This is a genomic window from Coleofasciculus sp. FACHB-712, assembly GCF_014695635.1.
GTDB lineage: Bacteria > Cyanobacteriota > Cyanobacteriia > Cyanobacteriales > FACHB-T130 > FACHB-T130.
This window is the reverse complement of the sequence record NZ_JACJOQ010000255.1, coordinates 1-4,081: the sequence shown is the minus strand read 5'-3', so window position 1 is coordinate 4,081 and position 4,081 is coordinate 1. Positions and strand designations below refer to the sequence as shown.

General features: G+C 46.8%; 4 protein-coding genes. All 4 read right to left on the bottom strand.

What is annotated here, in order from left to right:
* The coding region (locus tag H6F50_RS07290) for a dienelactone hydrolase family protein (RefSeq protein WP_190427968.1) at window positions 1–317 on the bottom strand (317 nt) is incomplete at its 3' end.
* A 345-nt stretch (window positions 318–662) separates the two neighbouring features.
* Entirely contained in the window at window positions 663–1,226 is a 564-nt protein-coding gene (locus H6F50_RS07285) for a GNAT family N-acetyltransferase (RefSeq protein ID WP_190427967.1), read from the bottom strand.
* Window positions 1,227–1,438: 212 nt separating this feature from the next.
* The gene (locus tag H6F50_RS07280) at window positions 1,439–2,266 is read right to left on the bottom strand and encodes a pentapeptide repeat-containing protein (protein ID WP_190427965.1); all 828 of its coding nucleotides are present in this window, start codon (window positions 2,264–2,266) and stop codon (window positions 1,439–1,441) included.
* Between the two features lie 209 nt (window positions 2,267–2,475).
* Window positions 2,476–3,918: a xylulokinase gene (xylB, locus tag H6F50_RS07275; protein ID WP_190427964.1), complete on the bottom strand. Its 1,443-nt coding sequence runs from the start codon at window positions 3,916–3,918 to the stop codon at window positions 2,476–2,478.
* Window positions 3,919–4,081 lie beyond the last annotated feature (163 nt).

The following is a 4,081-nucleotide window of genomic DNA, read 5'->3' as shown; positions in this document are numbered from 1 at the left end:
TCGCCCTGACGCACAAACAATTGGGGTGCGATCGCTAGGTACCCCAATTTGGCAAAGCGACGGCAAACATCCTGAATATGCTCGTGTACACCAAAGATTTCCTGAATCACTAGAACGATGGGAAAAGTTCCTCTTTTTGCGGGCATCGCCCTGTAAGCTGGAATTTCGCCATCTTTAACCGGAATTTTCACTGCACCCGCGACTAATCCCTTGGCATCAGTCGCAATCGTTTTGGCAGAAATGGGTTGCACTGCTAGGGCAAAACCTGTTGTCAGGGTAGCCGTAACCATAAATTGGCGGCGCGTGATTTCTTTCATTCTCTTTACCTTGAGCTATGCAGTCTCAATCTTAGTTAAGGCAGAAATGAGCTGTAACCAAACAGCCATTAGGCAGATGAAATAGCTAGGAAATGTAATTCTCAAAATCGCGAACAAGTGTAAACAAAAATAAAGTCGTTGACTAGAAAATAAATTTCTACTTAAAAAATAAAGCTTTCTACGAGTAAATACCTGGGGTAGTTGGTAAGTTATGGATAGGAAGCGATCGCCCTCAGCTAACCCACCTGTCAACCACTGGACACGCGCCGCTACTGTGTGCGAGGCGATCGCATAGAAACACAACTTACAGCTTTAATCAAGCAGATGCGCTCTTAAAGAAATTGGTTAGGAAGATGGCACTGCGAATCCAAGTATGAAGTAGAATTTGCCGTTAAACTCAAACTCTCTGAGCATCTCCATACCAAGTTTTTGAGTATGCGCCCGAAGACTTCGCAAATTGTCATTGACTACGAAAGCAACGCCAGCATTGAACTGTGTGGCGACTTGAGCAAGAAGTGCCTGAAATAAACCTTGTAAGATACCACTTCCACGGTAAGCAGTTGCAACACAAACCGGACCATACCAAAAGGAACGATAATTGCTTAAAGGTTGCCCATGAAACATTATTTCTGGATACAAGCTCATTATATATTTGAGCAAGGGAATTTCCTGAGAGTATTCTTGAGTTGTTGCACAAACATATCCAACCACTAGGTTCTCTTGCACAGCAACCATTATTGCTAAATTTTCGTTAATCGCTGCCAGATGAAAATCATCCTTAAAGTCAATTGATAGAAAGCCATTCTGCCTTTCTAGCTCAGACAAGTTAGACACGAGATTCTTTCTATGCAAAGCGAGGATTTCAGGATAATCAGCCGCTAATGCTCGTCTAAAAATGATGTTCGTCATGTTTGTTATATCTCTTGTAAATTAGCTCAAGGATAGGTATGAGCGCCGTAATATAGCAATTTTGTTAAAGTTTTAAACAGGTATTTTTCCTGACGTAGAGACGCGATATATTTTGTCTTTATTGAAGTTTACGAATTATTTAAGATTGTTATAAGCTGTAATACTACTTGCCTGCGGCTATTGAAAAGTTAAAATTTATTCTTCAATAAAATTCAGTCCATGAATTGAGTTAGTACACGTTCCAACTCATCCGGTTGGAAACTACCCTCAGCAGGTTGCCGATTCTGGTGCGCTGGTTCCAGATAAAGGTATTCACAATAAACATTCGTAAATTGAGTGTGGCGTTTAATCGCCCAATCAAAGATACAAGCTCCCGTCAACACAGCAAAGGAAAAATCTGTATTTTGCATCGCACAATGACTGAAGTTGGCATCGGTTAAGTTCGCTTTCCTAAAGGACGTTCCGGGATTGCTTTGAATCGCTTGAGTGAGCCATTTGAGAATACGGAAAGTCAAGAACGCGGAAACGAACATCAGCAGTAGGAGGAAAAATCCTTGAGCGATTGCGCCATCACCAAAGCCAAGGATGCTAACAATCGCAAGCCCAAGGGTGAGCGTAACCATTACTGCAAACAGTACAGCAATGGCTGCAATGTTCAAGAAACTCGTGATTTGTGGAAAGCGGAAAGCAATCTTATCCCGGATGAAGCTGCCAAAAACGAGAGCCAATATAGGAAGCGCACTGAAAAAGAAGTTGAGTCCCTTATTGGAGCGATCGCCCAACAATACCATTGACACTTGGGCAGCGATCGCGCTGAAGACAAGTAAAACAACTGGACCAACGATAGCGGCAGCAACTAGAATATTTACCTGGCGGCGGCTCTGACCCGTTTTGGCCCTCTCAAACGTTGCCCCAATTAAGGTTGCCTCGGTGAAATTGCACCCCCGCAAGTCAGAGCCACTGAAGTCTGCGCCAGCCAAGTCTTGCCCTTTGAAAGAGCAATTTTGCAAGTTTCGGTTGGCGTAGTTTCGGTTGGTCATTATTTGCTGGCTTCGTTAGTATCAACAGCTACAGAGTATATTTTCATAAAATTGCCCGATGGTAGGACTTACGCATTGACAGAAGCCAAGTTCTGGGCAGTCGCCCAGCTTCTTTTCTAGGGGTTTCAGGATGAAGTCAGGCGCTACCTGAAGAGACAGATTTCAGTTTATACCCATTTTAAATTAACCTTCTTGAGGCATAACTTCTCTCAGATTTTTTTAAGTTGTGGATAAAGAGATTGATATCGCATCCAAGCCTCTTCTAGGGTTGGATCAACTGATTGCGGACTTGCAGCAAGCGTTGGTGTGGCTGCCAGTTTGATGGCGTCATTAGCATCTGCGTATACACCAATTCCGATACCCGCCAATAGAGCAGCACCACGCGCGGAAGCGGCAGCACCTGTAGTTGCATAGAGGGGTATTCTCAATACATCAGTTAATAATTGTTTCCAAGGCATTTCTGCCGTGCCACCGCCTGCTAAACGCACTTCTGTCGCTTGAAAACCTGTTGCCTCAAGTGCCCCAAAACCTTGTCGCAAGGCAAAAGCAACTCCCTCTAAAGCCGCCCGCATCAGGTGCGCCTGTGTATGATGAAGTCCAAGCCCCACCCATGCCCCGCGTACATCGGGGTCGAGGTGTGGAGTTCGCTCGCCTGTGAGATATGGCAAGAATGTCAACCCTTCACATCCTGGGGGAACAGAAAACGCTTGAGTATAGACTTGCTCCCAGCTCAAGCCGAGGATACCTCGCACCCACTCAAGCGCTAACCCGGCATTTTGCATTGCGGCAAGGGTGTACCACTGGTTAGGTACGGCGGTTCGGTAGAGATGTGTACGACCATGAGGATCGATAATGGGTTGGGAGCGAGGTGTAATGATTTGAGCGCCTGTGCCGATGGTTAGTTGAACCAAACCAGGCTCTAGTAGTCCGTTACCAAGTGCCGCCGCTGCCGTATCCGCAGCACCAGCGATAACGGGTAAACCAACTCTTAAGCCAAGATGCTCTGAAGCATCAGTTGTTAGATAACCTGCGATCGCACTAGACGGGATAATTTTAGGTAACTGATCGCAACGTAGATACAGCGCTGAGATGGCATCCTCTGCCCAGTTGTCCGACACAACATCGTAAAGCAAAGTACCACTAGCGTCAGAGGGTTCGGTTGCAACTTCTCCAGTCATCCGTAACCGGAGCCAATCTTTTGGCTGGAGTGCCCAACGCGCTTCGGTGTAGACAGTAGGCTCGTGTTCTCGTAGCCACAACAAAGTTGGACCCGCCATTCCAGCCGTAATCGGGTTGCCCAATCGCTCTAGAATAGCGGCATCGAGCGAATGATAAGTGTTCAGCGTGGCACTAGAGCGAGTATCTGCCCAGAGGATAGCAGGACGCAGGGGCTGACCGGACTCCGAAGCTAGGACAACACCATGCATCTGTCCTGAAAGTGCGATCGCCTGTACTCGATCGGCATGATTTCCTACAGCCTTCCTCACAGCCGAGGCAACAGCTAACCACCAATCTTCTGGTTCCGACTCAGCCCATCCAGGGTGGGGTGCATGAACAGGATAAGAGCTTGACGCCTCACCTATAGTGGTTCCGTCTGTCGCTAGGAGCAATGCCTTAGCAGAGCCTGTTCCTAAATCAATGCCAAGCAGCATTAGGCTAGTCCTCAAATCATTCAGCGTCTTAGCAAACGGGCGATCGCTTTCACCAATTCCTCAGGTTCCACAGGCTTCGAGATGTGCATCCCAAATCCGGCAGCTAAGGCTTGCTGCTGATTGATTTCTCCAGCATAGGCAGTAAGTGCGATCGCAGGAATCG